A 22,476-nucleotide genomic window follows, 5' to 3' on the forward strand; every position below is an offset into this window, starting at 1 on the left:
TACATCCAGGGTATTTGCCGGGCTTGAGAGCCCGGGACTCGTTATTCGCCGACGCTGATCTTCAGGCCGGCCGCTATCGCAAAGGGTGCCAGGGTCACGGCCAGTGCCGTGAGGCTGGCGAGCCAGAGCAGGTGGCCGGTTGCCGGCATATTTTGCAACGCCGCTTGCAACGCACCACTGCCCAGGATCAATACAGGGATATACAACGGCAGAATCAGCAACGCCAGTAACAAACCACCGCGCTTAAGGCCGACTGTCAGCGCCGCGCCTACCGCACCCAGCAGGCTCAATACCGGCGTGCCCAACAGCAGAGACCCAAGTAGCACCGGCAGGCAATGGCTCGGCAGCCCCAGCATCAGCGCCAGCAACGGCGCCAACAATACCAGCGCCAGCCCGGAAAAGATCCAGTGCGCCAGCACCTTGGCCAGCACCAGCAATGCCAGCGGGTGTGGCGACAGCACCCATTGCTCCAGCGAGCCGTCTTCGAAATCGCTGCGAAACAGGCCGTCCAGTGACAGTAGCACCGCCAGCAATGCTGCCACCCAGACCAAGCCCGGCGACAAAGTTTGCAACAATTGGCTTTCCGGGCCGACCGCCAGCGGGAACAAGGCTACGACGATGGCGAAAAACACCAGCGGGTTGGCCAGCTCGGCCGGGCGACGGAACAGCAGGCGCGCTTCGCGGCGCAGCAACAAAAGGAACACACTCATGCCGCCCATTGCCCCAGGTTCAGTTCACGGTAACCGGAGGGCTTGCGTTCCAGCGTGTGGTGGGTGGTCAGTACCACCGTGCCGCCCTGCTCGCAGTGGGCCGCCAGGTGAGCTTCCAGCTGCGCCACACCTTGCTTGTCGAGCGCAGTGAAGGGTTCGTCGAGAATCCACAGCGGCGGGCAAGCCAGGTGCAACCGGGCCAGGGCCACGCGGCGCTGCTGGCCGGCCGACAGGGTATGGCAGGGTACATCTTCGAAACCGCGCAAGCCGACAGCCTCCAGCGCCGCCCAGATCGCTTCGCGGCTGGCCGGCTGATGCAGGGCGCACAGCCAGGTAAGGTTTTCCTCGGCGGTGAGCAGGTCCTTGATGCCGGCGGCATGGCCAATCCACAGTAGAATGCTGGCCAGGGCATGGCGCTGTTCGGCCAGTGGCTTGCCGCCCAGCAGGATCTGCCCGGCGGTCGGCTGCATCAGCCCGGCCAGCAGCCGCAGCAGGCTGGTCTTGCCGCTGCCGTTGGGGCCGCTGATCTGCAGCATGTCGCCGGCGCCCAGCTCGAAATCGAGCTGTTCGAACAGCAGGCGCCAGTCGCGCTCGCAGGCCAGGCCCGCGGCTTGGAGGTGAAGGGTCACGGTTTCGCCTTATCTTTGTAGGGCTTCGCGCCGGCGACGCCGGCCCGAAGCCCTTGTGTCTCAAGTCACCCGGCGCGCTGCCGTTATACTGGCAACCACGGGCGCTCGGCATTATTACACGCGCCGCCGCGCTGCCAAGAGGCCGGGCTCGACAGGTTGTATACAATCATGACTGAAATCAATAGTCTCGGCGCACAAACCGCGCTCAACAGCCAAGCCATGAAGGCCGGCATGACCGGCGAACTGCTGCGCCTGATCCAGGCTCAGCCCGGCCTGTTGGCCCCCGGCGAGACCGCGCAGGCCGAAGTCGTGTCGTTGCGCCAAACCGGCCAGGAGTTTCAGCTGGTGCTGCGCCTGATCCAGGCCAACGGTGTGCAGACCCAACTGCAGGCCAACGCCAGCCAGCCTCTGCCCCAAGGCAGCCAGGTCACGGTCAGCCAAACCGAAAGCAACCGCCTGGCGATCATGCTGCAACAGGCGAGCGCCAGCCAGGTCGCCACCCTTACCCAACTCGATACCAGCAAAGTGCCGGTCGGCACCCTGCTGCAAGGCAAGGTGCTGACCAACCAGGCACTGGCTCAGGCACCCGGCCAACCGACAGTCTACCGGGCGCTGGTCAGCCTGCTCAACAGCGCCCAGGCCGGCGCCACCCTGAGCATCGACAGCCCGCGTCCGCTGGCCATTGGCAGCCTGCTCAGCGCGCTGGTGCAGGGTGACCAGTCGCTGCGTTTCGTGCCGCTTAGCGGCAGGCAGGACCAACTCAGCATTGCCCAGCAGTTGCTTACCCAGCAAAACCGCCAGGCCTCGCTGCCCGGCCTGCTCAACGCGCTGCAACAGCTTACCCGCGACCCTGGCGCCGATGGCGACCTGCGCGCCAGCGCCGAACGCCTGCTGGCCGGCCTGCCGGATGCCCGGCAACTGGGCGATGCCAAGGGCGTGGCCCAGGCCCTTAACAACAGCGGTGCTTTCTTCGAAGCAAAACTGCTGGGCGGTTTCCCCGCCAGCGTCGCCACCGACCTCAAGGCACACTTGCTGCGGCTGGTCGGCCAGGCCCCGGCCCTCCCGACGGGCACCATCAACCTGGCCCCCGCCAGCCTTGCCGTGACCATGCCGGCGCTGGCACGCAGCGCCCTGGGCATGCTCGAACGGGTCAGCCCCAAACCGCAGCCGGGGGCATTTCCGCTGCCCACGCGCCTGCTCAAGGCCCTGGAGGACGAAGGCGACCTGCAACAGCTGCTGCGCCTGGCTGCAGCTGCCGTTTCACGCCTGCAGAACCACGCCATGAGCAGCCTGCAACAAACCGGCACGCTGGAAAACGGCAACCTGCAGACCACCTGGCAAACGGAAGTGCCGATCCGCCACGGCCAGGAATTCATCCCGCTGCAGGTCAAACTGCAACGCGAAGAAACCCCGCAACAGCAGGCCGACCGCCAACATGAAGCGCAAGACCCGCTGCAAGCCCTGTGGCGTATCGAGCTGGCTTTCGACCTTTCACCACTGGGGCCCATGCAGGTGCAGGCACAATTGAGCCAGGGCCGCCTGAGCGGGCAACTGTGGGCAGAGCGCGAGCCAACCGCGCGGCTGATCGATACCCAGCTCGGTGCCCTGCGCGAGCGCCTGCTGGCACGAGGCCTGGATGTTGGCGACCTGGAATGCCACCCCGGCACGCCGCCACAAGGCCCGCGTACGCGGGTAGAACAACGCTGGGTGGATGAAAACGCATGAGTCAGAAGCACACACGCCAAGCCATTGCCCTGAACTACGATGGCCAGCAGGCCCCTACCCTCAGCGCCAAGGGTGATGATGCGCTGGCCGAAGCCATCCTGGCCCTGGCCCGCGAGCACGAGGTGCCGATCTATGAAAACGCCGAACTGGTGAGGCTGCTTGCACGCCTGGAACTGGGCGAGCAAATACCAGAGGCGTTGTACCTGACCATTGCCGAGATCATTGCATTTGCCTGGCAGTTACGCGGCAAAGTCCCCTACGGCTTCGACACTTCATCAAAAGGTGAGCGTGACGTGACCGAGGTGCTCCCGCTTCTGCCTGGCCCGCCGGCTTGAGTCTCTGGCTCAGCACTATCTACCGCTCCCCTGCCGATCAGTCGATCAATGCTGTGGTTTTCCCAAACCACGGAGACCGACATGACCACCCCGCACATCAATGCTGCCGGCGTTCAAAGGGTTCGCGATCATCTGGCTATCCTTCCCCGTCCTGACCACGAGGCCAAACGGGCAATTGCCGATTGGCTAACCAGGCAGGGTGTGAACCTTGACCCTGACCTGATCGATGTTGTCACGCTGCATGTTCACCCCCATGGCTTCGCCAGCTACCAAGCTGTGGTCGTCCAACGTATCAGCCTTACCCAGGCGGTACTGACGAATTGGCAAGGCGAATCCAACAACAATTTCTTCGGCGGGTTATTCAGAGAACCGTGGGCCGGCAAGCTGCCGGAAGATGGCCCGATCACGCTGGTCGATCACTTACCCCCACAACCCATTTACGATAATGGCGCCTGGTATCAAGTGTTCAATGGCCTGTTCAGGCGCACCACGCCCGCCCGTTACGATCACTCGACACTGCTCGACATCCACGCCGAAGCACTGCAAGCACATATAGAAGCACTGGACTTCCACACCCGTTACAGGGCGTCGCTCGATACCTACTGGCACAAACACCTGGCGGACTATCGACTGTGCTGCAAGCTCAACTTCATCGCTGCCTGCAACAAACAGGCCGCAGAAGGCAGCCTGAGCGATGCCGCACGCAAACTGGCCTGGCGCGCCGCCGAGCTGATTCCGCGCGGCAAACGTTTACGCTTGAGCACCCTGAGCATCTACGGCTATGCCGCTACCGATTTGCTCTACATCAACGATGGCAAGACCGACCTGAGCCTGCTCTACGCACCAGGTAACAGTTCGCCAATACTTGAGTTCGCCAGCGAAAATCTATTGAAAGACTGGATGGGTGAACGGTGTAGAGACGCAGCCGGGCGCCAGGCGCTCAAACAACATTTCCGCTTGGCCGACGGCCCGCAGGGCATCGATTTCAGTGGCCTGGACACTGCGCTGGAAGGCCTGGGTGTCTACCCGCTCTACCACCGTCTGCCAGCGGAACATGGCTTTTTCAACGATGACGGCAAATGGCCGCCGCGTACCTATGTCAATTACCGTCCGGACAAGTACAACCCCGACATTACCGGCGACCTGTTTCAGGCCATGGCTGAGCGGCAGCGCCAACGTTGCTACGACGATGCCGACTTCATCATCACCAGCAATGCGCAGGTAAACAAATCCAGATGGGCCAGCTACCTGAATAGCACCCTGAATCTTGTGGCGCCGTTGACATTCGTGGTGCCTGGGCTTGCTCCCCTGCTTGCACTGGGCGGAATAACACAGCTTGCCCTTGGCCTGGACCAGGCTATCAATGGGAAAACCTTGCGCGACAAGCAGCAAGGGGTGGGCAATATCGCTTATGGGCTCTTGAATGCGACCCCCTTGGCCGCTGAAGTCATGGTCAAAGGCACTGCACTGTTCCGCTTTCAGGAGGACGGCTTCGTTCTCCCGCGCAAAATCAATGAGCAATGGGGATACCCTCTGAGCCCCGTAAGCCCGCCCCATTTACCGGAAGTGGAGGTCGCGCCCTATTTCCACCACCCCGCGCACATAGCGCCGCTGGAAGGTGCTGATGCCGAAGTGGCCAATTCGGTACGGCGCTATCCCAAGTACAACGGTGATACGGATCAGCTTGTCGGTTACTTGGAAGAGGTACCCGGCTACGTGGAGGAACTCGACCTTGTGTATGACATGGAAACCGATTTGTTCATCACCATTGAAGGTACCAACGAGGTAGCACCGGTTTACTACGAGGCCGAGCCCGGGACCGGCAACGTACGCATCGCCAACCCCGAAGGCCGTAACGTCACCGACCAGATGCGCATGGCATCCCTGCGTGCACTGGGTATCGATGTGCAATTTCCCATACAGCTACCGGCCCCGATCGTCCAAGGCGCTCACCCCATCCCCAAGCTCATTTCGTCACTGTGGGTTGGCGATAAACCCCTTGGCGACACGTTGCTGGATACACTGGCGAACAATGCAGGATTGCTGCGCGATAGCGCTTACCGTTATCGGTTATTCCTGTCTAAAGCAAACCCCGAGACCTATGCGCAGAACCTGCGCAACCTGGATGCAAAAGTACCTGGGTTGCAAGTGTTGCCCCTGGAAGACCAGGCATTCTTCAAAGCCTTCGAACAAAGCCCGTACTTTGCCCAGTATCAAGCGGCAATCGATGGCAATGGCGGTGTAGCCACCAACTTTTCCTCAGCGTCGGATGTGTTGCGCTACCCGATGCTGCACGCCGAAGGCGGGTTGTACATGGACGTCGATGACCAGTTGCTAGGCACTGCTGCCGGCACCTCCCAGAACACAGCGGCCATCGATACCGTTGCCCTGGTCACCACCGATGACGGGTTGTTGTTGTACCCGCCCATGCAGAACGAGAAGCTGGGCATGAACACGCTGTTCAATACCAGCATGATTGGCAGCCACGCCGGTAACCCAGTACTGTTGACGATTTGCGAAGAGATGCGTGCCCGCTACCTGGTCAACGCGGACTTTTATCAGCTGCGCCCCACGTTGGCAGATGACCCTGCGGGCTTCTACCGCTATGCCAACCGGCTAAGCGAGTTGTGCGGCCCCGGCATGCTCAATGCCGTGATAGACCGGGCTCTTCCAGATCTCTATTGCATGCGTCAGATTCACAACCTGTACATGATGCCGCGCATCAACAGCTTCCTGTACGTAGACCTGGAAGCTTTCAAGGCTTTACAGCTCCAGCGCACACCACTTTCCCGCGTGGCCAAAGTGGGCGGCATGCATTCCTGGGCCACTACCTGAATGCCAAGGCGGCAACACCCCTGAACGAAACGGGCGGCCTGGGCCGCCCGTTTGATCAGCCGCTGCGATGCAGCTTGCTCATCAATTCCGCCTCGGCCTGGGTCAGGCCGCAGCTTTCGGTCAGCTCGGCCACGCTGGCGCCCATCCCCACCAGCTTGGCCGCCTGAGAAAACGTGACGTTGTTGGGGTCGCGCTGCTCCAGTTGCTGGATCTTGTCGGGCAGCGGGGCCATCGTCACGCTCAGCTCGTGCAGCGCTTCGCCCATGCGCACGGTGCCGTTCTGGTAGTCGTCCAGGCGCTTGGCCAAGTCCTTGATGCGCTGGTCACGCAGCGCGTCGCCCTCGGCCTGCTGCGCAGCCAGCTCGCGCTGGCGCTTGCTGTAGTTGAGGAAGAACCACAGGCTCAGCGCCCAGACCAGCGCCAGGAAGATGACAGCAACCTGTAGAATCAACTCAGATGTTCTCCAGCTCGGACCATTCTTCCTCGGTCATCATCTTGTCCAGCTCGACCAGAATCAGCAGTTCGCCATTCTTGTTGCACACACCCTGGATGAACTTGGCCGACTCTTCGTTACCCACGTTCGGCGCGGTCTCGATTTCGGACTGGCGCAGGTAAACCACTTCGGCCACGCTGTCCACCAGAATGCCGACCACCTGCTTGTCAGCCTCGATGATGACGATACGGGTATTGTCGGTGACTTCAGTCGGCATCAGGCCAAAACGCTGACGGGTGTCGATCACCGTCACCACGTTGCCGCGCAGGTTGATGATACCCAGCACATAGCTTGGCGCGCCCGGCACCGGGGCAATCTCGGTGTAGCGCAGCACTTCCTGCACCTGCATCACGTTGATGCCGTAGGACTCGTTGTCCAGACGGAAGGTAACCCACTGCAGGATCGGATCTTCAGAACCTTGTGCAGACGACTTTTTCATTCCCCTACCCTCAAAATCCGCCGTTGGCGGTGTGTTCGGTGTCATTTCTGTTTGGCATGCATCTGCTTGACCGCGCCGCTGGCGATCAACTCGGCCAGTGCGGCGACGTCGAGCAGTGCACACATGTGTTCGATCACGGTACCGGCCAGCCACGGGCGCTGACCACGCTGGCTGCGCCACTTGATCTCGGACGGGTCCAGGCGCAGCGAGCGGCTGACCTGGTGCACCGCCAGCCCCCATTCGTAGCCTTGTACGGAAATCACGTATTGCAGGCCCTGGCGAAAGTCATCGCGGTAGCGGTCGGGCATTACCCAGCGCGCGGTGTCCAATACCTTCAGGTTGCCTGCCTGGCAAGTCAGGATGCCGAGGAACCAGTCGGGTTGACCGAACAGGGGCGTCAGCTCCTGGCCCGCCAAGGTGTAGATCGAGCCCAGGCACACCAACGGCACCGCCAAAGTCAGGCCGGCAACATCGAACAGCAGGCATTCGAACGGCTCGGCCGCCCACACCGGGCGACCGTCGACGGTGGCCGGGGGCAGAGGCAGGTTGGGTGCTGGCAGGTGCACATCGACCAGCGGTACAGCCGGTTCCACGGCTTGCTCTTCGACCAGCACCGGGATAGCGGCTTCGGCCACCACCGCCTGCTCGACCACCGCCACCACCGGCGCTTCCACCGGCATTACGCTGGGCAAAACCGCCAATCTGGGTTCAGCGAACGGCCGCGAAGCAACGCTGACGGTGGCTTCAGCAGGTTCAGGCTGGGCCAGCGGCCGGGCATCGCGTACCTGCTCCTCACGCACCGCCTCGGCGAACTCATCCGCCGCCGGCGGCTCGCTCAGGTCTTCGGCCTCGGTGGCCTCCTGCAGCAGGCCGTCGAGGTATGACTGCAGGGCCATCTGTGGCCGGGTGCTGGTGTGCCGAATCTGGGTCATCAGGCCACCTGCACTGAAGGCTTGTAGGTCAGCAGGTGCTTGAGCAGCGCCCGGTAGGCAATCAGCCCACGGCTCTTGCTGTCGAACTGCGACGGAGTGACGCCTTTGCGGCTGGCATCGCGCAGGCGCGTATCGACAGGAATGTAGCCCTGCCACACCTGCTGGCCATAGCTATCGCGCAACTGCTTGAGCGTGCCCAGCGAAGCCTGGGTACGGCGGTCGAACAAAGTCGGCACGATCTGGTACGGCAGCGCCTGCTTGCGCGAACGGTTGACCATGGCCAAGGTCCCGACCATTCGCTCCAGGCCCTTCACCGCCAGGAATTCGGTTTGCACCGGAATCACCAGTTGCTGGCTGGCGGCCAAGGCATTGACCATCAGCACGCCCAGCAAAGGGGGGCTGTCGATCAGGGCAAAGTCGAAATCCTGCCACAGCTGCGCCAGACTCTTGGCGATGACCAGGCCCAAGCCATTCTGCCCCGGCGACTGGCGCTCCAGCACCGCCAGCGCGGTACTCGACGGCAACAGCGAAATGCGCTCGTCGCTGGTGGGCAGCAGCAGTTGCCCAGGCAAGCCCTCGGCCACCGCGCCCTTGTTCAGGAACAGGTCGTAGCAGCTGTGCTCCAAGGCATCCGGGTTGTGCCCGAAATAGCTGGTCATCGAGCCATGCGGGTCGAGGTCGACGACGACCACGCGCTTGCCGGCCTCGGCCAGCAGGCCGGCCAGGGCGATGGTAGTGGTGGTCTTGCCCACGCCACCTTTTTGATTGGCTACTGCCCAGACTCTCATAGGACGACTCTTGACTCATTCATTACACCGGAGACCCGTGGAAGCTGGCTTGCCGGCAAGCCAGCTTCCACAAGTCAAGCGGTGACAGAGAATTGACGAGTTACTGCCCCGCCACCGTTGCTGGCGTTGCCGGTGCACTTTGTGTGCCAGCCCGGCGCAATGCGGCATCCGGCGTGGCATTGGCACTGCCCGAACCAGTCAGGCTGCGGCGCACTTCGAGGTTGCGGGAAATCACCAGCACCACCCGACGGTTGCGTGCGCGGCCGTCCGCGGTGTCGTTGCTGGCCACCGGCTGGTACTCGCCATAGCCAACCGAGGCCATGCGCGCCGGGTTGACCCCTTCCATGGCCAGCAGACGCACGATGCTTGCCGCCCGCGCCGACGACAGCTCCCAGTTGGTCGGGTACTGCGCGGTGCGGATCGGCAGGTTGTCGGTGAAGCCTTCGACGTGCACCGGGTTGGCGAACGGCTTGAGAATGTTGGCCACCTTGTCGATGATCGCAAACGCCTTGTCACTGGGCATGGCATCGCCACTGCCGAACAACAGCGACGAATTCAACTCGATCTCGATCCACAGCTCGTTGCCACGCACGGTCATCTGGTTACTGTTGATCAGGTCGCCAAAAGCGTCGCGCACGTCATCGCTGATGGTTTTCAACGGGTCGACATTGGTCGCGGCCAGGCCCGCCTCGGTCTGCTCGCTGTCTTTCACCAGTGGCTCTGCCGGGCGCACGCTCAATGGCTGTTCATCGCCAATGGGGATCGGCTTCATGCTGCGCTCGGGGTCATTGAAGACACCAAGCAAGGCCTGGGAAATGACCTTGTACTTGCCCTCGTTGATCGAGGAAATCGAGTACATCACCACGAAAAAGGCGAATAGCAAAGTAATGAAGTCGGCGTAAGACACCAACCAGCGCTCGTGGTTTTCGTGTTCCTCGGTATGACGACGGCGACGCATGGTTACTCCATGAAGCCTTGCAGCTTCAGCTCGATCGAGCGCGGGTTTTCACCCTCGGCAATCGACAACAAGCCTTCGAGCAGCATCTCGCGGTAGCGCGACTGGCGCATCACGTTGGCCTTGAGCTTGTTGGCAATCGGCAGCAGGATCAGGTTGGCGCTGGCCACGCCGTAGATAGTGGCGACGAAGGCCACGGCAATACCGTTGCCCAGCTGGGACGGGTCAGCCAGGTTGCCCATCACGTGGATAAGGCCCATCACCGCACCGATGATGCCGATGGTTGGCGCGTAGCCGCCCATGCTCTCGAACACCTTGGCAGCCTGGATGTCACGGGCTTCCTGGGTCAGAAAGTCGACTTCAAGAATGCTGCGGATGGCTTCTGGCTCGGCGCCATCCACCAGCAGCTGCAGGCCCTTGCGCGCATACGGGTCGGGCTCGCTGTCGGCCACGCTTTCCAGGCCGAGCAGGCCTTCCTTGCGCGCGGTCAAGCTCCAGTTCACCACGCGATCGATACCGCCCGCCAGGTCAACCCGTGGCGGAAAGAGAATCCAGCGCAAAATCTGCAAGGCGCGCTTGAACGACGACAGTGGCGACTGCAGCAACGCCGCCGCCAGGGTGCCGCCCAGCACGATCAGTGCCGCCGGGCCATTGATCAGGGCACCGACATGGCCGCCTTCGAGGAAGTTGCCCCCGACGATGGCAACAAACGCGAGGATCAGGCCGATCAGGCTGAGGACATCCATCAGACGCACGCCTCCACCAGGTGCTTGCCGATTTCGTCCAGGCTGTACACCGCATCGGCCAGGTTGGCCTTGACGATGGCCATGGGCATGCCATAAATCACGCAGCTGGCTTCATCCTGGGCCCACACCGTGCTGCCCCCCTGCTTGAGCAGGCGCGCGCCTTCGCGGCCATCGGCGCCCATGCCGGTGAGCACCACCGACAACACCTTGTCACCATACGACTTGGCCGCCGAACCGAACGTGATGTCCACGCAGGGTTTGTAGTTCAGGCGCTCGTCACCGGGCAGGATTTTCACCGTGCCACGGCCATCGATCATCATCTGCTTGCCACCAGGGGCCAGCAGGGCCAGGCCAGGGCGCAGCATGTCGCCGTCCTCGGCCTCCTTGACGCTGATGCGGCACAGCTTGTCCAGGCGCTCGGCAAAGGCCTTGGTGAAGGCCGCCGGCATGTGCTGGATCAGCACGATCGGCGCCGGGAAATTGGCCGGCAATTGGGTCAATACCCGCTGCAGGGCCACCGGGCCACCCGTGGAGGTGCCAATAGCCACCAGTTTGTAGGGCTTGCGCTTGGGCGCTGTCGAGTGCGTGGCCGCCGGGGCCGGGGCCGCTGCACGGGCAGGCACAGCCGGGCGCGCCTGCGCCGGGCTGGTGAAGGTGCTGGCGGGCGCGTGGCTACTGGCAGGCGCAGGCGCGGCGACCGGGGCCGTTCTGGCATAGCTGCCAATACGGCGGTTGCTGCGGGAAATGGTATGCACCTTTTCGCACAGCAGTTGCTTGACCTTGTCGGGGTTGCGCGAGATGTCTTCGAAGTTTTTCGGCAGGTAATCCACCGCGCCGGCGTCCAGCGCGTCAAGGGTCACGCGGGCGCCCTCATGGGTCAACGACGAGAACATCAATACGGGCGTCGGGCAGCGCTGCATGATGTGCCGCACAGCAGTGATGCCATCCATCATGGGCATTTCGTAGTCCATGGTGATGACATCGGGCTTGAGCGCCAGCGCCTGGTCGATTGCTTCCTTGCCGTTGGTCGCGGTACCCACTACCTGGATCGTCGGATCCGCCGAGAGGATTTCCGAGACGCGGCGGCGGAAGAAACCGGAATCATCCACCACCAGGACCTTGACTGCCATAAACACTCCATTAGGCGGCGCAACCCGCCAGGGTGCGCCACCGAAATCAAATACGCCGCGCGGCGTAACGCTTGAGCATGCTCGGGACGTCGAGAATCAACGCAATGCGACCGTCGCCAGTGATGGTGGCCCCGGACATGCCCGGGGTGCCCTGCAACATCTTGCCCAGTGGCTTGATTACCACTTCTTCCTGGCCCACCAGTTGATCGACGACAAAGCCGATGCGTTGGGTGCCGACCGACAGGATCACCACATGGCCCTCGTGCTGCTCTTCGTGCACCTGGCCCTGGACCAGCCAGCGCTTGAGGTAGAACAGCGGCAGCGCCTTGTCGCGCACGATCACCACTTCCTGGCCGTCGACCACGTTGGTGCGCGACAGGTCGAGGTGGAAGATCTCATTGACGTTGACCAGCGGGAAAGCAAACGCCTGGTTGCCCAGCATCACCATCAGGGTGGGCATGATCGCCAGGGTCAACGGCACCTTGATGACGATCTTCGAGCCCTGGCCCTTGGCCGAGAAGATGTTGATCGAACCGTTGAGCTGGGAAATCTTGGTCTTCACCACGTCCATGCCCACGCCACGGCCGGACACGTCGGAAATCTCAGTCTTGGTCGAGAAGCCTGGGGCGAAGATCAGGTTGTAGCAGTCCGACTCGCTCAACCGCTCGGCGGCGTCCTTGTCCATCAGGCCCTTTTCCACGGCCTTGGCACGCAGGATGTTGGGGTCCATGCCCTTGCCGTCGTCCGAGATCGACAACAGGATGTGGTCGCCTTCCTGTTCGGCCGACAGCACTACGCGGCCAGTGCGCGCCTTGCCGGAAGCTTCACGCTCATCGGGCATCTCGATACCGTGGTCGACAGCGTTGCGCACCAAGTGCACCAGCGGGTCGGCCAGGGCCTCGACCAGGTTCTTGTCCAGGTCGGTCTCTTCGCCGACCAGCTCCAGGTTGATCTCTTTCTTCAGTTGGCGAGCCAGGTCGCGAACCAGCCGTGGGAAGCGGCCGAAGACTTTCTTGATCGGCTGCATGCGGGTTTTCATCACCGCGGTCTGCAGGTCGGCGGTGACCACATCGAGGTTGGACACGGCCTTGGACATGGCCTCGTCACCGCTGTTCAGGCCCAGGCGCACCAGGCGGTTACGCACCAGCACCAGTTCGCCGACCATGTTCATGATCTCGTCCAGGCGTGCGGTATCGACGCGCACGGTGGTTTCCGCTTCGCTGACGGCATGCTTGTCGGCGGTCGGCGCCGGTGCGCGCGGTGCTGCGGCAGGTTTGCTGGCCGGCGCTGGCGCGGCGGCGGGCTTGGCCACCGGCTGGCTGGTGGCCTTGGCGGCAGCCGGCGCTTGCACCTTGGCCGCAGCCGGCGTCTCGACAGCGGCAACGTCACCACCGAACTTGCCCTTGCCATGCAACTGGTCCAGCAGGGCCTCGAACTCGTGCTCGCTGATTTCATCGCTGGTGGCGCTGTTGTCGGCCACGGCAGGCGCCGGCGCCTTGACGGCAGGCAAGGCGTCAGCCTGGAAAGTACCCTTGCCATGCAGCTGGTCGAGCAGCGATTCGAATTCGGCGTCGGTGATTTCGTCACTGAGCGCTTCGGCGCTGACGGCAGCCGGCGGCACAGCAACCTCGGCACTGAACTGGCCTTTGCCGTGCAACTGGTCGAGCAGCGATTCGAACTCGGCGTCGGTGATTTCGTCACCAGCACCACTGACGGCCTCGCCCTGCATCTGTTCATCGGCCGCCGCTTGCGCCTTGACCGCATCGAGCGAATCGAGCAGCTGCTCGAACTCGCTGTCGGTGATGTCCTGCTGTTGCTCCTCGGCCTCTGCCGGCTCCGCAACCGCCACCTCGGCAACGGGCGCCGGCGCTGCAACAGCTTCGGCCCCACCAGGTTCGGCCAGGCGCGACAACGCGGCCAGCAACTCAGGGGTGGCGGGCGTGACCTCGGTACGCTCGCGCACCTGGCCAAACATGCTGTTGACCGTATCCAGTGCCTCGAGCACCACATCCATCAGTTCCGCATCGACCCGGCGCTCACCTTTGCGCAGGACGTCGAACACGTTCTCGGCGATATGGCAGCACTCCACCAGCTCGTTCAGCTGGAGGAAGCCGGCGCCCCCTTTTACAGTGTGGAAACCGCGAAAGATCGCATTGAGCAGGTCGGCATCGTCGGGCCGGCTTTCCAGCTCGACCAGTTGCTCGGACAGTTGCTCAAGAATTTCGCCGGCTTCTACCAGGAAATCCTGGAGGATTTCTTCATCGGCGCCGAAGCTCATCAAACGTGCTCCTTAAAAACCCAGGCTGGACAGCAGATCATCGACATCGTCCTGACCGGACACGACGTCTTCACGCTTATCGGCATGAATCTGCGGACCTTCACCCCGAGTCGGATGTTTTTCTCGATCTTTTTCTGCGCGCAATTGATCGTGGTCATGCTGAATGCCTGCAAAACGATCAACTTGGCTGGCCATCAGCACCAGTTTCAGCAGGTTGCTTTCCACTTCGGTTACCAGGCTGGTAACGCGTTTGATCACCTGGCCGGTCAGGTCCTGATAGTCCTGAGCCAGCAAAATGTCGTTGAGGTGGCCGGCGACCTTGCGGTTACCTTCGGCGCTGTGCGTCAGGAAACTGTCGACACGCTTGACCAGATCACGGAATTCCGGCGCAGCCACTTCGCGGCGCATGAAGCGTTGCCAGTCGGTACTCAAGGCCTTGGCCTCGCTTGCCAGGTCGTTGAGCACCGGGGTGCTTTCCTCGACCAGGTCCATGGTGCGGTTGGCCGCGCCTTCGGTCAGCTTGACCACGTACGACAAGCGCTCGGTGGCGTCGGTAATCTGCGACACCTCCTCAGCCTGCGGCATGGTCGGGTCGATCTGGAAACTGACGATGGCGCTGTGCAGCTCGCGGGTCAGCTTTCCCACTTCCTGGTACAGGCCGCGATCGCGGGTTTGGTTCAGCTCGTGAATCAGCTGCACCGCCTCGCCGAAACGGCCCCGCTCCAGGCTTTCGACCAACTCCTGGGCATGCTTCTTCAGGGTCGATTCGAACTCGCCCAAAGAGGTTTGTGATGAATCCATGGCGCGCCCCCTGACGTGACTCAGCCGTTGACGCGTTCGAAGATCTTCTCGATCTTTTCTTTGAGCACCTGAGCGGTGAACGGCTTGACCACGTAACCATTGACGCCGGCCTGGGCCGCTTCGATGATCTGGTCGCGCTTGGCTTCGGCGGTCACCATCAGTACCGGCATGCTTTTCAGCTTTTCGCTGGCACGCACTTTACGCAGCAGGTCGATGCCGGACATGCCCGGCATGTTCCAGTCGGTCACCAGGAAGTCGTAGTGGCCGTTCTCCAGCATCGGCAGCGCCGTGGTGCCGTCATCGGCCTCTTCGGTGTTGGTGAAGCCCAGGTCACGCAACAGGTTCTTGATGATCCGCCGCATCGTCGAAAAGTCGTCAACGATGAGGATTTTCATGTTCTTGTCCAATTAGACCTCCAAGCAGTCTCAAACGCGCTCGGCCTACCGAGCACGCACTCATTCAATTCGGTACAACGTGGAAAACGACTGCAACGAAAGCGGGCTCAACGTGCCCGCCATTCCCCCAGGCGGCTGCGCAGGCGCGCGGCACACTGGCTGTGCAACTGGCTGACCCGCGACTCGCTGACACCCAGTACCTCGCCGATTTCCTTGAGGTTCAGCTCTTCGTCGTAGTACAGCGCCAGCACCAGGCGCTCACGCTCCGGCAGGTTGGCGATCGCCTCGGTCAGGGCAACCTGGAAGCGCTCGTCTTCCAGGCCACGCGCAGGTTCGACCTGGCCACTGGCGCCATCCTCATGCAGCCCTTCGTGCTCGCCGTCCTGCAACAGGTCGTCGAAGCTGAACAGGCGGCTGCCCAGGGTATCGTTCAAGATCCCGTAGTAATCATCGAGACTCAATTGGAGTTCGGCAGCAACTTCATGATCTTTAGCGTCACGGCCAGTTCTAGCCTCAACCGCACGCATTGCGTCACTGACCATACGAGTGTTGCGGTGTACCGAACGCGGCGCCCAATCGCCTTTGCGCACTTCGTCCAGCATGGCCCCGCGGATGCGGATGCCGGCGTAGGTTTCAAAGCTGGCGCCCTTACTGGCGTCGTACTTGTTGGCCACTTCCAGCAGGCCGATCATGCCGGCCTGGATCAGGTCCTCGACCTGGACGTTGGCCGGCAAGCGCGCCAACAAGTGGTAAGCGATGCGCTTGACCAGCGGGGCGTAGCGTTCGATCAGCTCGTACTGGGCGTCTTTCGCCGCCCGGCTGTACATCTTGAAGCCGCTGGCGTTCATAGCACGGGTCCCGCGCTGGTGGGTTGCACCAGACGCTCGACAAAGAACTCCAGGTGGCCGCGCGGGTTGGCCGGCAGCGGCCAGCTGTCGACCTTTTGCGCAATCGCCTTGAAGGCCAGCGCACACTTGGAGCGAGGGAAGGCTTCGTAGACGGCGCGCTGCTTCTGCACCGCCTTGCGCACGCACTCGTCGTACGGCACGGCGCCCACGTACTGCAGGGCAACGTCAAGGAAGCGGTCGGTGACTTTGGTCAGCTTGGCGAACAGGTTGCGCCCTTCTTGCGGGCTCTGCGCCATGTTGGCCAACACACGGAAACGGTTCATGCCGTAGTCGCGGTTGAGCAGCTTGATCAGGGCGTAAGCGTCGGTGATCGAGGTAGGCTCATCGCACACCACCAGCAGGACTTCCTGGGCGGCGCGAACGAAACTGACCACCGACTCGCCGATACCCGCAGCGGTATCGATCACCAGCACATCGAGGTTGTCGCCGATTTCACTGAACGCCTGGATCAGCCCGGCATGCTGGGCCGGGGCCAGGTGCACCATGCTCTGGGTACCCGACGCTGCCGGCACGATGCGCACACCGCCAGGGCCCTGCAGCATCACATCACGCAGCTCGCAGCGCCCTTCGATGACATCGGCCAGGGTACGTTTGGGGGTAAGGCCCAGCAACACGTCGACATTGGCCAGGCCCAGGTCGGCGTCCAGCAGCATGACCCTGCGGCCAAGCTCGGCCAGCGCCAGGGACAAGTTCACTGAAACGTTAGTCTTGCCGACGCCACCTTTGCCGCCGGTCACGGCGATCACCTGTACGGGATGCATGCTACCCATGTCTGTTCTTTACCTTGTCTCGCTGGGACTCAGGCCACACGTAGGGCAATTCTGCGTGCCCCTTGGCATAGCTACTTTGCACACGCTTCATGCTCAACCCGCTCGCCGTGGGTTGTGATAGAGATCAGCGAACATGTCGGCCATGGCCTCTTCGCTGGGCTCGTCCTGCTGCTGCACATTTACCGCGCGGGTGACCAGTTGGTGGCCCCGCGGCAGGTGCAGGTCGTCAGGAATGCGCGGGCCATCGGTAAGGTAGGCCACGGGCAGTTCATGACTGATGGCAAGGCTCAGCACGTCGCCAAGGCTTGCCGTTTCATCGAGTTTGGTCAGGATGCAGCCGGCCAGGCCACAACGCTTGTAGCTGTGGTAGGCAGCGGTCAGCACCTGCTTCTGGCTAGTGGTAGCCAGCACCAGGTAATTCTTAGCGGCGATGCCACGCCCGGCCAGGGTTTCCAGCTGCATGCGCAGCGCCGGGTCGCTGGCCTGCAGGCCGGCGGTATCGATCAGCACCACGCGTTTGCGCAGCAACGGCTCCAGCGCGGCTGCCAGCGACTGGCCTGGGTCGACGTAGGTCACCGGTACATTGAGAATGCGACCGAGGGTCTTGAGCTGCTCCTGAGCGCCGATACGGAAGCTGTCCATGCTCACCAGCGCCAGGTTCTGCGCGCCGTACTTGAGCACGTAGCGCGCAGCCAGCTTGGCCAGGGTGGTGGTCTTGCCCATGCCGGCCGGGCCGACCATGGCGATGACCCCGCCCTCTTCGATCGGCTCGATTTCAGGAATCTCGATCATCCGTGCCAGGTGCGCCAGCAGCATGCGCCAAGCCTGGCGCGGCTCTTCGATCTCGGCGGTGAGGTCCAGCAGCTCGCGGGCGATAGGCCCGGACAAGCCGATGCGCTGCAGGCGGCGCCAAAGGTTGGCCTGCTGCGGCTTGCTGCCCTGCAACTGGGTCCAGGCCAGCGAGCCGAGCTGCACTTCCAGCAGCTCGCGCAAGCCCGACAGCTCGGAGCGCATGGCATCGAACAGGCGCGGGTCGACCGGCGCGGCAGCCGGCGCAGCGGCAACCTCAGGGGTATCGACGTGCGGCTCGATCAACGGTTCGGCAGCGGTCAACGACTGCCCGGCGAACAATTGGCGGTTGTTGTCGCTGCTGTCCTGACGGTGGTCCAGCTCGGCCTGGGCAGTGGCGATGCGCGTATGGGTCTTGCGCAGCTCTTCTTCCAGCTCGGCGTTGGGCACGCGCGGGGCCAGGGCGGACAGCTTGTAGTCCAGCGCGGCCGTCAGTTCGACACCACCGGCAATGCGGCGGTTGCCTATGATCGCGGCATCGGCGCCCAGCTCGTCACGGACCAGCTTCATGGCCTGACGCATATCGGCGGCGAAAAATCGCTTAACTTGCATTATCCACTACCTCAGCCGTTAGGGCCCACGGTGGCAACGATGGTGACTTGCTTGTTGTCCGGTATTTCCTGATACGCCAGAACATGCAAATTCGGTACAGCCAGGCGACCGAAACGCGACAGCATGGCGCGGATCGGGCCGGCGACCAGCAGGATGGCCGGCTGGCCCTGCATTTCCTGGCGCTGGGCCGCTTCGATCAGCGAACGTTGCAGCTTCTCGGCCATGCTCGGTTCCAGAAGAACACCCTCTTCCTGACCCTGCCCGGCCCTTTGCAGACTATTGAGCAAAATCTGTTCCAACCTTGGCTCCAAGGTAATCACTGGCAGCTCCGACTCAACGCCGACAATGCTTTGCACGATGGCGCGACACAATCCGACGCGCACCACCGCCACCAGCGCGGCGGTATCTTGACTCTTGCCGGCGTTGTTCGCGATGGCCTCGGCAATACTGCGAATATCGCGCACTGGCACCTGTTCCGACAACAGCGCTTGCAGCACCTTGAGCAGCCCCGACAAGGAAATGACACCCGGCACCAGCTCTTCTGCCAGTTTAGGCGATGCCTTGGCCAGCACCTGCAGCAACTGCTGAACCTCTTCGTGGCCGATCAGCTCGTGGCAATGCTTCTGCAAGATCTGGTTGAGGTGAGTGGCCACCACGGTGCTTGCGTCGACCACGGTGTAGCCCAGCGACTGCGCCTGCGAGCGCTGCCCAACGTCAATCCACACGGCTTCCAGGCCAAACGCCGGGTCGCGCGCAGCAATACCGTTGAGGGTGCCGAACACTTGCCCTGGGTTGATCGCCAGTTCGCGGTCCGGGTAGATCTCGGCCTCGGCCAGGATCACCCCCATCAGGGTCAGGCGATAGGCACTGGGTTGCAGGTCGAGGTTGTCACGAATGTGCACGGTAGGCATGAGAAAGCCCAGGTCCTGCGACAGCTTCTTGCGCACGCCCTTGATTCGCGCCAGCAACTGGCCGCCCTGGTTGCGATCGACCAGCGGAATCAGCCGGTAGCCGACTTCCAGGCCGATCATGTCGATCGGCGTGACGTCGTCCCAGCCCAGTTCCTTGGTTTCCAGCGCACGCTGCGGCGACGGCAGCAGGTCCTGCTGGCGCTGCGCCTCTTCCTGGGCCTTGGCCTTGACCTGCTGCTGCTTCTTCCACACCAGGTAGGCGCCGCCACCGGCCAGCAGGCCGAGGCTCAGGAACGCCACATGCGGCATGCCTGGCACCAGCCCCATGACGATCATCAGTGCGCCAGACACCGCCAGCGCCTTGGGCGAATCGAACATCTGCCGGTTGATCAGCTTGCCCATGTCCTCGGAGCCCGAGGCGCGGGTGACCATGATCGCAGCGGCGGTGGACAGCAACAGTGATGGCAATTGCGCCACCAAACCGTCACCAATGGTCAAAAGCGCGTACACCTTGCCGGCATCGCCGAAGCTCATGCCGTGCTGCAGCATACCGATCAGCATGCCACCGATCAGGTTGATGAACAGGATCAGCAAGCCGGCGATGGCGTCGCCGCGCACGAACTTGCTGGCGCCGTCCATCGAACCGTAGAACTCGGCCTCCTGCGCCACTTCGGCACGGCGGTGCTTGGCCTGGGCCTGGTCGATCAGGCCGGCGTTGAGGTCGGCGTCGATGGCCATCTGCTTGCCGGGCATGGCGTCCAGGGTGAAACGCGCACTCACTTCCGAGATGCGCCCGGCACCCTTGGTCACCACCACGAAGTTGATGATCATGAGGATGGCGAACACCACGCCACCGACCACGTAGTTACCGCCGATCACCACTTCACCGAAGGCCTGGATCACCTTGCCGGCGGCGCCATGGCCTTCCTGCCCGTGCAGCATGACCACGCGGGTGGAAGCCACGTTAAGCGCCAGGCGTAAAAGCGTGGCCACCAGCAGGATGGTGGGAAAGGCTGCGAAGTCGAGCGGGCGCAGGGCGTACACGCAAACCAGCAGCACCACGATCGACAAGGCGATGTTGAAGGTGAAGAACACGTCGAGCAGGAACGGCGGTATCGGCAACATCATCATTGCCAACATCACCAGCAGCAACAGCGGCACACCCAGGTTGCCCCGGCCGAGCCCGGCCAGGTTGTTACGGGCGTTGCTGATTAACTGAGTGCGATCCACCGCGAGTCCTCTTGATGCAAAACTTTGACGCCCAGGGGGCGCCTGGGCGAGGCTCTGCAAGAAGCCTTCCAACTTTGCTCGGTGAGTGGTCGCCTCAAGATTTTTTACGCCTGTGGGATCGAGCGCCGCCCGCGTGGCGCATCAGCTGTCGCGGCGCAGGTCCGGCGGGATCGGCAGGTCGTCTTTCAACGGCTCAGGGCGCTTGCCCTTGCCGGAGCGGTACTGACGGATCTGGAACACATAGGCCAGCACTTGAGCCACGGCCAGGTACAGGCCGGCAGGGATTTCCTGTTCAACCTCCGTGGAGTAGTAAATCGCCCGCGCCAGCGCTGGTGACTCGAGGATCTGGATCTTGTGCTCCACGCCGATTTCACGAATCTTCAAAGCCATGAAGTCGCTACCCTTGGCCAACAGCAGCGGCGCCGCTCCGCCCTTCTCTGGGTCGTACTGCAGCGCTACCGCATAGTGCGTCGGGTTGGTGATGATCACATCGGCCTGCGGCACCGCCGCCATCATGCGTCGCTGCGACACCTCGCGCTGCAACTGACGAATGCGCTGCTTGACCTCGGGCTTGCCCTCGCTGTCCTTGTACTCGTCGCGCACTTCCTGCTTGGTCATTTTCATTTTCTTGTGCGTCTGGTACAGCTGGAACGGCACGTCCGCCGCAGCGATCAGCAGCAGCCCGGCCGACATCCACAAGGCGCTCCAGCCCACCACCTGCAGGCTGTGGATGATGGCCTGCTCCAGCGGTTCATTGGCAATCGACAGCAAGGCCTGGCGGTCGTTGGACAGCACCACCACCGCCACGATCAAGATCACGAAAAACTTGGCCAGCGCCTTGAGCAGCTCGGTCAAGCTGTTCATCGAAAACATGCGCTTGATCCCGGACAACGGGTTCATGCGGCTGAATTTTGGCTGCAGCAGGCTGCCGGAAAACAGAAAACCACTGAGGGCAATGGGCGCTACGAAAGAAATAACGAACAGCAGGATCAAAACCGGCTGCACCGCCCATATCGCCATTTTTCCCGAGGCCAGCAGGAACGCGCCCATGGCCCGTTCGTCGACGATGACCTCGCGGGTCAGGCTGAAATTCATGCGCATCATGCTCAGCAACGTCTCGGCCAGGTGGCCGCCAAACGCCAACAGGCCGCCGGCGCCCGCCAGGGTCACCGCCACCGTGTTCAGCTCCTTGGAGCGGGCGATTTCGCCTTTCTCGCGAGCATCGCGCTTGCGCTTCTCGGTGGGGTCTTCTGTCTTGTCCTGACCGCTCTCGCTTTCCGCCATGCTCAGCGCGCCCTCGCCAGTTCACGCAGCCATTGCAGCGTCTCGCTGGCCAATGCCTGATAGTGGGACAGCACATCGGCCAGGCCTACCCAGAAGATGAACATACCCAGCACCAGGGTAAGCGGGAAACCGATGGAGAAGATATTCAACTGCGGCGCGGCACGGGTCATCACGCCAAAGGCGATGTTCACCACCAGCAACGCGGCGATCACCGGAAGAATCAGCAGCAGGCCGGCGGCAAACACCCAACCCATGCGCCCGGCCAGTTCCCAGAAGTGGTTGACCACCAGCGCGCTACCCACCGGCAACGTGGTAAAGCTCTCGGTCAGCACCTCGAAAACCACCAGGTGGCCGTTCATCAACAGGAACAGCACGCTCACCAGCATGGTCATGAACTGGCTGATCACCGTGACGTTGACGCCGTTGGCAGGGTCGACCATCGAGGCGAAGGCCATACCCATCTGCACCGCGACGATCTGCCCGGCAATCACGAAGGCCTGAAACAGCAGCTGCAAGGCCAGGCCGAACAGCGCGCCGACGATGATCTGCTCGGCGCACAGCAACAAACCGCGCAGGCTCAGCGGGTCGAACTCAGGCAGCGGCGGCAGCGCCGGCACGATCACCACGGTAATCGCCACCGCCACGTACAGGCGTACCCGCGCAGGTAACATGCGAGTACCGAAGATCGGCATGGTCATCAGCACCGCGGTCACCCTGAACAACGGCAGGATGAAGGTGGCGACCCAGGTGCCGATCTGCGTATCGGTCAGTTCCAGCATCG

The 22,476-nt window shown here is 62.5% G+C and carries 21 protein-coding genes; 3 read left to right on the forward strand and 18 right to left on the reverse strand.

From position 1 onward, the window contains the following. Positions 1–41: 41 nt before the first annotated feature. Both ccmB and ccmA read right to left on the reverse strand, forming a co-directional pair. Complete coding sequence (gene ccmB / locus APH42_RS07130; protein ID WP_374701045.1) at positions 42–719, reverse strand: heme exporter protein CcmB; 678 nt, start codon at positions 717–719, stop codon at positions 42–44. Beyond that, the gene (ccmA, locus tag APH42_RS07135; protein WP_012273478.1) at positions 707–1,339 is read right to left on the reverse strand and encodes a cytochrome c biogenesis heme-transporting ATPase CcmA; all 633 of its coding nucleotides are present in this window, start codon (positions 1,337–1,339) and stop codon (positions 707–709) included. The genes ccmB and ccmA overlap by 13 nt, the downstream gene beginning before the upstream one ends. A 168-nt stretch (positions 1,340–1,507) precedes the next feature. Between ccmA and APH42_RS07140 the strand changes: the two genes are divergently transcribed. The 3 genes from APH42_RS07140 (at position 1,508) to APH42_RS07150 (ending at position 6,234) form a co-directional block, all read left to right on the forward strand. Next, positions 1,508–3,064, forward strand: a complete 1,557-nt coding sequence (locus tag APH42_RS07140) for a flagellar hook-length control protein FliK (RefSeq protein ID WP_060493022.1) — start codon at positions 1,508–1,510, stop codon at positions 3,062–3,064. After that, the gene (locus tag APH42_RS07145; protein WP_012273480.1) at positions 3,061–3,399 is read left to right on the forward strand and encodes an EscU/YscU/HrcU family type III secretion system export apparatus switch protein; all 339 of its coding nucleotides are present in this window, start codon (positions 3,061–3,063) and stop codon (positions 3,397–3,399) included. Before APH42_RS07140 ends, APH42_RS07145 begins: the two co-directional genes overlap by 4 nt. A gap of 81 nt (positions 3,400–3,480) precedes the next feature. Continuing rightward, positions 3,481–6,234 carry a dermonecrotic toxin domain-containing protein gene (locus APH42_RS07150; RefSeq protein WP_060493023.1) on the forward strand — a complete coding sequence of 918 codons (2,754 nt, stop codon included), beginning with the start codon at positions 3,481–3,483 and terminating at the stop codon, positions 6,232–6,234. 55 nt (positions 6,235–6,289) lie between these two features. Here the strand turns inward: APH42_RS07150 and APH42_RS07155 are convergent, their stop codons facing one another. From APH42_RS07155 to fliR, 16 genes are all read right to left on the reverse strand, one after another. After that, positions 6,290–6,685: a DUF2802 domain-containing protein gene (locus APH42_RS07155; RefSeq protein ID WP_012273482.1), complete on the reverse strand. Its 396-nt coding sequence runs from the start codon at positions 6,683–6,685 to the stop codon at positions 6,290–6,292. Between the two features lies 1 nt (position 6,686). Continuing rightward, a complete protein-coding gene (locus APH42_RS07160) occupies positions 6,687–7,166 on the reverse strand; it encodes a chemotaxis protein CheW (RefSeq protein ID WP_003254393.1) in 480 nt (159 codons plus the stop codon). A 41-nt stretch (positions 7,167–7,207) separates the two neighbouring features. Next, positions 7,208–8,098, reverse strand: a complete 891-nt coding sequence (locus tag APH42_RS07165) for a CheW domain-containing protein (RefSeq protein WP_060493024.1) — start codon at positions 8,096–8,098, stop codon at positions 7,208–7,210. Beyond that, positions 8,098–8,886, reverse strand: a complete 789-nt coding sequence (locus tag APH42_RS07170; RefSeq protein ID WP_060493025.1) for a ParA family protein — start codon at positions 8,884–8,886, stop codon at positions 8,098–8,100. The genes APH42_RS07165 and APH42_RS07170 overlap by 1 nt, the downstream gene beginning before the upstream one ends. Positions 8,887–8,986: 100 nt before the next feature. Further along, positions 8,987–9,844, reverse strand: a complete 858-nt coding sequence (gene motD / locus APH42_RS07175; RefSeq protein ID WP_012273485.1) for a flagellar motor protein MotD — start codon at positions 9,842–9,844, stop codon at positions 8,987–8,989. A 2-nt stretch (positions 9,845–9,846) separates the two neighbouring features. Next, positions 9,847–10,587 carry a flagellar motor protein gene (locus APH42_RS07180; RefSeq protein ID WP_012273486.1) on the reverse strand — a complete coding sequence of 247 codons (741 nt, stop codon included), beginning with the start codon at positions 10,585–10,587 and terminating at the stop codon, positions 9,847–9,849. Then, a complete protein-coding gene (locus tag APH42_RS07185; protein WP_060493026.1) occupies positions 10,587–11,717 on the reverse strand; it encodes a chemotaxis response regulator protein-glutamate methylesterase in 1,131 nt (376 codons plus the stop codon). The genes APH42_RS07180 and APH42_RS07185 overlap by 1 nt, the downstream gene beginning before the upstream one ends. A 46-nt stretch (positions 11,718–11,763) precedes the next feature. Continuing rightward, positions 11,764–13,995, reverse strand: coding sequence for a chemotaxis protein CheA (locus tag APH42_RS07190; RefSeq protein ID WP_060493027.1), 2,232 nt, complete (start codon positions 13,993–13,995; stop codon positions 11,764–11,766). Between the two features lie 12 nt (positions 13,996–14,007). Then, positions 14,008–14,796, reverse strand: coding sequence for a protein phosphatase CheZ (locus tag APH42_RS07195; RefSeq protein WP_012273489.1), 789 nt, complete (start codon positions 14,794–14,796; stop codon positions 14,008–14,010). Between the two features lie 20 nt (positions 14,797–14,816). Then, on the reverse strand, positions 14,817–15,191 hold the full coding sequence (locus tag APH42_RS07200) for a chemotaxis response regulator CheY (protein WP_171577279.1): 375 nt from the start codon (positions 15,189–15,191) through the stop codon (positions 14,817–14,819). A 107-nt stretch (positions 15,192–15,298) separates the two neighbouring features. Next, positions 15,299–16,039: an RNA polymerase sigma factor FliA gene (fliA, locus tag APH42_RS07205; RefSeq protein WP_012273491.1), complete on the reverse strand. Its 741-nt coding sequence runs from the start codon at positions 16,037–16,039 to the stop codon at positions 15,299–15,301. Continuing rightward, positions 16,036–16,869: a flagellar synthesis regulator FleN gene (gene fleN, locus APH42_RS07210; protein WP_012273492.1), complete on the reverse strand. Its 834-nt coding sequence runs from the start codon at positions 16,867–16,869 to the stop codon at positions 16,036–16,038. Before fleN ends, fliA begins: the two co-directional genes overlap by 4 nt. Before the next feature lie 93 nt (positions 16,870–16,962). After that, positions 16,963–18,270, reverse strand: a complete 1,308-nt coding sequence (gene flhF / locus APH42_RS07215; RefSeq protein ID WP_012273493.1) for a flagellar biosynthesis protein FlhF — start codon at positions 18,268–18,270, stop codon at positions 16,963–16,965. Between the two features lie 11 nt (positions 18,271–18,281). Next, positions 18,282–20,411, reverse strand: coding sequence for a flagellar biosynthesis protein FlhA (gene flhA / locus APH42_RS07220; protein WP_012273494.1), 2,130 nt, complete (start codon positions 20,409–20,411; stop codon positions 18,282–18,284). Between the two features lie 141 nt (positions 20,412–20,552). Next, entirely contained in the window at positions 20,553–21,695 is a 1,143-nt protein-coding gene (gene flhB, locus APH42_RS07225) for a flagellar biosynthesis protein FlhB (RefSeq protein WP_012273495.1), read from the reverse strand. Positions 21,696–21,697: 2 nt separating this feature from the next. Further along, complete coding sequence (fliR, locus tag APH42_RS07230; protein ID WP_012273496.1) at positions 21,698–22,474, reverse strand: flagellar biosynthetic protein FliR; 777 nt, start codon at positions 22,472–22,474, stop codon at positions 21,698–21,700. Positions 22,475–22,476: the final 2 nt, after the last annotated feature.

It is taken from the genome of Pseudomonas sp. NBRC 111140, from assembly GCF_001320885.1.
GTDB lineage: Bacteria > Pseudomonadota > Gammaproteobacteria > Pseudomonadales > Pseudomonadaceae > Aquipseudomonas > Aquipseudomonas putida_P.

Bases quoted from the DNA above. Each gene is read 5' to 3' on its own strand.
- ccmB (WP_374701045.1), bottom strand. From the start codon at position 719: ATGGGCGGCATGAGTGTGTTCCTTTTGTTGCTGCGCCGCGAAGCGCGC.
- APH42_RS07140 (WP_060493022.1), top strand. From the start codon at position 1,508: ATGACTGAAATCAATAGTCTCGGCGCACAAACCGCGCTCAACAGCCAA.
- APH42_RS07145 (WP_012273480.1), top strand. From the start codon at position 3,061: ATGAGTCAGAAGCACACACGCCAAGCCATTGCCCTGAACTACGATGGC.
- APH42_RS07150 (WP_060493023.1), top strand. From the start codon at position 3,481: ATGACCACCCCGCACATCAATGCTGCCGGCGTTCAAAGGGTTCGCGAT.
- APH42_RS07160 (WP_003254393.1), bottom strand. From the start codon at position 7,166: ATGAAAAAGTCGTCTGCACAAGGTTCTGAAGATCCGATCCTGCAGTGG.
- APH42_RS07165 (WP_060493024.1), bottom strand. From the start codon at position 8,098: ATGACCCAGATTCGGCACACCAGCACCCGGCCACAGATGGCCCTGCAG.
- APH42_RS07170 (WP_060493025.1), bottom strand. From the start codon at position 8,886: ATGAGAGTCTGGGCAGTAGCCAATCAAAAAGGTGGCGTGGGCAAGACC.
- motD (WP_012273485.1), bottom strand. From the start codon at position 9,844: ATGCGTCGCCGTCGTCATACCGAGGAACACGAAAACCACGAGCGCTGG.
- APH42_RS07180 (WP_012273486.1), bottom strand. From the start codon at position 10,587: ATGGATGTCCTCAGCCTGATCGGCCTGATCCTCGCGTTTGTTGCCATC.
- APH42_RS07185 (WP_060493026.1), bottom strand. From the start codon at position 11,717: ATGGCAGTCAAGGTCCTGGTGGTGGATGATTCCGGTTTCTTCCGCCGC.
- APH42_RS07190 (WP_060493027.1), bottom strand. From the start codon at position 13,995: ATGAGCTTCGGCGCCGATGAAGAAATCCTCCAGGATTTCCTGGTAGAA.
- APH42_RS07195 (WP_012273489.1), bottom strand. From the start codon at position 14,796: ATGGATTCATCACAAACCTCTTTGGGCGAGTTCGAATCGACCCTGAAG.
- APH42_RS07200 (WP_171577279.1), bottom strand. From the start codon at position 15,191: ATGAAAATCCTCATCGTTGACGACTTTTCGACGATGCGGCGGATCATC.
- fliA (WP_012273491.1), bottom strand. From the start codon at position 16,039: ATGAACGCCAGCGGCTTCAAGATGTACAGCCGGGCGGCGAAAGACGCC.
- fleN (WP_012273492.1), bottom strand. From the start codon at position 16,869: ATGGGTAGCATGCATCCCGTACAGGTGATCGCCGTGACCGGCGGCAAA.
- flhF (WP_012273493.1), bottom strand. From the start codon at position 18,270: ATGCAAGTTAAGCGATTTTTCGCCGCCGATATGCGTCAGGCCATGAAG.
- flhB (WP_012273495.1), bottom strand. From the start codon at position 21,695: ATGGCGGAAAGCGAGAGCGGTCAGGACAAGACAGAAGACCCCACCGAG.
- fliR (WP_012273496.1), bottom strand. From the start codon at position 22,474: ATGCTGGAACTGACCGATACGCAGATCGGCACCTGGGTCGCCACCTTC.